The 3954-nt window shown below is 51.8% G+C and carries 5 protein-coding genes; all 5 read right to left on the bottom strand.

Annotation, left to right across the window (positions count from 1 at the left end; all coding sequences use genetic code 11):
- On the bottom strand, positions 1 to 424 hold a 424-nt coding region (locus VJ956_RS02380; protein ID WP_324081216.1), incomplete at its 3' end, for a hypothetical protein.
- 70 nt (positions 425 to 494) lie between these two features.
- The gene (locus VJ956_RS02375; protein WP_324081213.1) at positions 495 to 1484 is read right to left on the bottom strand and encodes a hypothetical protein; all 990 of its coding nucleotides are present in this window, start codon (positions 1482 to 1484) and stop codon (positions 495 to 497) included.
- Positions 1485 to 1497: 13 nt separating this feature from the next.
- Positions 1498 to 1872 (bottom strand): hypothetical protein, encoded by a 375-nt coding sequence (locus VJ956_RS02370; protein ID WP_324081211.1) that lies wholly within the window; start codon positions 1870 to 1872, stop codon positions 1498 to 1500.
- Positions 1873 to 1875: 3 nt separating this feature from the next.
- A complete protein-coding gene (gene sppA / locus VJ956_RS02365; RefSeq protein ID WP_324081209.1) occupies positions 1876 to 3318 on the bottom strand; it encodes a signal peptide peptidase SppA in 1443 nt (480 codons plus the stop codon).
- A gap of 8 nt (positions 3319 to 3326) precedes the next feature.
- Positions 3327 to 3954, bottom strand: a 628-nt coding sequence (locus tag VJ956_RS02360) for a phage portal protein family protein (RefSeq protein WP_324081207.1), incomplete at its 5' end; no start/stop codon positions are given.

The raw sequence follows: 3954 nt of genomic DNA, 5'->3' as shown, positions 1-3954 counted from the left end.
CTTCTTCCAAGACTTGATCTCGGAAAGTATAGAACATCTCGGAGGCCCAAGGGTTAGCTCTTAGCCATTGCCGAATAAGACCACGCTGTTTGCTGTCGATAGAAGAAAACTTGCACTTCTTCTTGTCAAACTCTGCCTTGGAGCCTGTGTTTTTCTTGACCTCTGCGTTGACGAGGCGGACCAAGCTGTCAAGTCGCTTCCTGTTCATCTCGCTCAACCTGTCACCAACCTTGTTAGCAACCTCAAGACTCTCGTCATGGTAAAGTTGGTCGCTATTGTAGAGGGTAACTACAGTATCTTCGGGGACACCAATCTCGGCCCAAGGGAATTGCTCTTGAAATTTCCAAGAACGACCTTTCCAAATGATTGGCTTATACCGGCTTCGGACAAAAAGGGGTCTGTCAAACTGGATAGGGGGATTCATAGAAGAACCTCTAGTAGTTGTCGGGTTTCTTGGGGAGGGGCACCAGAATTACCCAGTGCCCCTCTTTTTGTTAGGCGATGATGTTCTCGACGTAAGTGCCGAGCGAAGGCCCAACCACTTTCATGTCATACGCCATCTTACCTTGAACTTGCTCAGCAATCTGCTGGCGACGAAGGGCATCGTCAGTGAAGCTCTCCATCGTGATGCCCCAAGAAGTGCCGGGGACAGAGTTCCAAGCGAAGACCATACCCGAAGCCGGGGTATCAAGGCCAACACTGGAGGGGGTGTAGGTCAGCAGGGCCTTGTTCTTGACCATGTAGTCCTTGGAGGCGGTAGCACCCACAGCAGCCGTGTTGGACACCGCATCGGCAACGATAACCTCTTCCACACCGAAGATACCGGCCAGAAGGGCCATGTCAACGAGGGCAGGGTTCCCGATGGTGGCACCACCGTTAATCCGACCCAGGATTTGGGTGTTGGCCATCAGTTCATCCAAAACGTCCTGCGTGACAAGCATCTTGTTCGGCTTGAAACCATAGTTACGGATTTGGAAATCACGCTTCCACTGGCGAACGTCATCAATAGGGGTAGACGAAGCGTCGGACCACTGAGTGAAATCCGAGGTGCCGCCATCAAGGTCCTCGCCCCAGACACCTGAGGTTACAAAGGTGTTGAGGAAGTCACGGTCCCGACGAAGCATCAGCTTGTGCATCAGTTCGTTGGCCTTGCGCTGGCGAAAATTAAGTTGCTCGTCTTCGTTGGCAGCAGTCTGGGTGTCAATGTCAAAAGAAAGCCCACGGACTTGTGCCATGTAGTTGTCTTTGCCATGGGAGACATCAAACTTGCGCGGTTCCGTGCGAGGAGCCAGCAGCATATCGTCATCAAGTTCACGGTTGGCCTCATCAGGGTCAAACTTGTAGAACTCATCCGACTTGTATTCAACGTCCAGAACGGGAAAGACCCGGTTGGCAATGAAGTTTTGGTCAGTGACGAAGTTGAGGGTGAGGTTGGTGAGAATTTGGTCCAGATGGACCGCACTGGGTGCGTTATCAAAAGCCATTGTTCAGTTTTCCTTATGCTTTAGCCGACTGGGCGACCGGATAGAAAGTCATGGTGACAAGACCATCAGCAGCGGCGGCAGTCCGGGCTTCCCCGAGGATAATATCCGACGAGGTGGCAGCGACAGCTTTACCATCGGCATCCGAAGTGACTTCATCACCAATTGAAAGGCCACCAGTGCCAACGTAGACGTTGACTTCACCACCACGGACAACGGTAGCAGCGTCACCCGAAACAGGCTCATTCCAAAGAACACCAGTTGCCGATTCGCCCGCACCAGTGGTCGTCACTTCATCACCGTCCGAGGTAACAAAGGTATACTGTTTGCCAGTGAGGTCTGCACCAGCGATATAGGTCTCTGCTTGACCAAGAATGTTGTTGTAAGCCATATCTTAGGCCCCCTTCTTCGATTCGTTGTAAGCCTTGCGGCCTTCAGCGGTTTCCATGACAGCAGCCGTAGCTTTTGCCTCGTTCACTTTATGTTCTTCCATGTAGTCGGTAATCATACCGTTGAGCTTCTCGGTAGGGTCCGTCATGTCCCCTTGCTTGGCCGATTCACCGGCTTCCTCGAATTGCTCTGCCATAAGGGTGTCAGCAGCCTTGAGGGCGCTCATGGCTTCCTCCGAGAGGTCCACGCTGGCCAGTTCCTTGGCCGCAGCAATGTCCATGTGGGGGAACATCTCTTTGGCCTTGGCTTCCAGTGCGCTGTCCTCTTGAGCGGCAACCATATCCTTCAGGGCGGTAGCGGCTTCTTCGGGCATAGCCGAAAGGTCAACGGTTTTGCCGTTCACTTCAAGGGTTTCCTTGGGGGCTTCTTGAGTTGCCTCAGGGGCTTCAACGCCGTCCTTGGTAATCTTGAAGCCATTTTCGATAAGGGCTTTACGAAGGCCCTCGTTCTCTGCCTTCAGGGCATCAACTTCAGCCGAAATCTGAGCGGTGTCAGCCTCCAGCTTTTCACTTTCTTTAGTCATGTTATCACCTTTGATAGACTGATAGGAGTAAACTCGCTGTTGGCTGTTGTTGGCGAGTTCTTCAAGGAGTGTGTCATAGGATTTGATCCCATCTACAAGACCGATCTCTACGGCCTTTTCACCCCGGTAAACCCGTGCTTCAGTGTCACGGATTGCTTGCTCATCAAGGCCACGGTTCTCCGCAACTGCACTGACAAACATTTGGTAAGCGTCTTCAACACTCTCCTTGAGATACTCAAGGGCATCGCCCTCTAGTTTCTCGTGAGGGTTGCCCGCTGTCTTGTAATCACCTGCGTAAATAAAGGTCGGCTTTACACCTTGCTTCTTGTTGGCTTCCGACTGGTCCATGTGCATTGCCACAACCCCAATAGAGCCAACTTGGGCTGTTTGGGTGGCATAGACCTCGGTTGCAGCAGAGCCAATCAAGTAAGCCGCAGAACACATGCTGTCTCGGGCCATAGCATAAATTGGCTTTTTATCCTTTGCCTCACTGATGAAGTCCTTGAGGTCAAAAGCACCAGCAACAGAACCACCGGGGCTATCAATGTCTAGAACCACTTGCTTCACAGCAGGGTTATCAATAGCCTCTTGCAGTTCACTTTGGATTGACTGGTAAGATTGGATACCAGAAAGGGCATCAAGAGAACCACCGCGATGAACCATGGAGCCGATGATGGGCATGACGTAGGTGTCACCAACCATATTAGGGCTTCGGTTCTCCTTTTGTTCCCCGTCTACCCCGAAGGCTGAAGTATCAACCCCGAACTTGTCACCAACAACACTAAGAACAGTCTCAGCATATTGTGGGGTGCAGAGGTGGGGCTGGTTGAACAGCATGTCTTGCAGGTGAATATACTTGGTCATATGGTCTCCTATTCGTCCCCTGCGTTATCACCGACAGAATTTTCCCCATCCTCTTCGGATTCTTGGGGACCGTCACCGGGGGTGCTGTCGTCATCATAGTAATCTGCACGGGCTGCTTCTGTTCGACGTGCCCTCTTGCGGGATTCCTCGTAGATACCACGGTCAAGAGCGGGGAGTTCAGCATTCTCCAACAGGGAATCAACGATGTCCGTCTGGTCAGCAAGGGAGATGTCAGCGCCGTTGAGGTTTCTCAAGTAAGACCCGAGTTCTTTCAGGTCGTGTGGTGCAATGTCACCGGCAGTAATCTTGGGCATCAGGTTGTAGTCAAGACCATTCAACTGCCAAAGGCGCTCAACAAGCTGACGGTTGAGAACGTCAACAATAGATTGGATGTAACTCTCTAGTGCCCGGAGAAAGAGGTCGGTCTTGCTTTTGGATAGGGCATAGGAGCCACCATCAACCCCCAACATAATAAATTCCGTCAAGAAACTCCGGGCAATGTCATGTTGATAACGCTTGATGACGGGATCAAGGTCAATGTTACGAGAACCCTCGGAAGAAGCCAGCTTGAAGTCCATGAGTTTGTGGTTGCTGGGTTTCCCCTCGGAATCCATGTAAGGGTCGCTAGGAAGGATC

Source organism: Marinobacter sp., from assembly GCF_035268745.1.
Taxonomy (GTDB): Bacteria; Pseudomonadota; Gammaproteobacteria; order Pseudomonadales; family Oleiphilaceae; genus Marinobacter.
The sequence above is the reverse complement of the archived record's forward strand: the minus strand, read 5'-3'. Positions and strand labels throughout refer to the sequence as shown.